Genomic DNA, 582 nt, shown 5'->3' with positions numbered 1-582 from the left:
ATACTCCGAGCTAGGCTCGCCCCAGAATACGAGCGGCACCTGATGGCGCAGGGCCTCCCACATGGGGAAGGAGAAAATACCCGTGTGGCAGTGCCAGCAGAAATCGCCCCGGCGCTTCAGCGCCTCGTACATCAGCTTGCGCACGACCTGCCAATTGGGGGTGAATTTAACGATGTCGCAGCCGAGGCGGCGCAGCGCCTTCAGGCAATTATCTTCGATCGTCGGGCGCATGAAGCCGTGATCGAAGCGGACCACTAGGCATTTCAGCTTCTTCACCTTCACCAGATACCAAAGCGTGAAGGCCGAATCTTTCCCGCCGGAGAAGGGGACGATGCAGTCGTAATCATATTTGCCGCGGTATTGTTCGATCAGCGTATCGAGATCCTGGCCCCGCTGGTTCCAGTCGATCTGATCCTGCTTCACTTCAATCTGACGGCAGACGGAACAGACGCCCTGCTCGTCAAAGCCCAAGGTTTCGGCGGTTTCGGGCATCATGCAGCGGCTGCAAATACGCATGGATCCAGCAACTCCCTTGTTCCGACGCGGACGGCGCATCGGCATCGCACCCCTCATCTAGCGGTG

The 582-nt window shown here is 58.6% G+C and carries 1 pseudogene; it reads right to left on the bottom strand.

The features are described 5' to 3' along the window. A pseudogene (locus VZ95_RS19830) lies at window positions 1–516 on the bottom strand (hypothetical protein); the annotation flags it as partial. Window positions 517–582 lie beyond the last annotated feature (66 nt).

This window comes from Elstera litoralis (genome assembly GCF_000963705.1).
Classification (GTDB): Bacteria; Pseudomonadota; Alphaproteobacteria; order Elsterales; family Elsteraceae; genus Elstera; species Elstera litoralis.
Note: the sequence above shows the minus strand (reverse complement) of the source record. Positions and strands in the feature narration are given on the sequence as shown.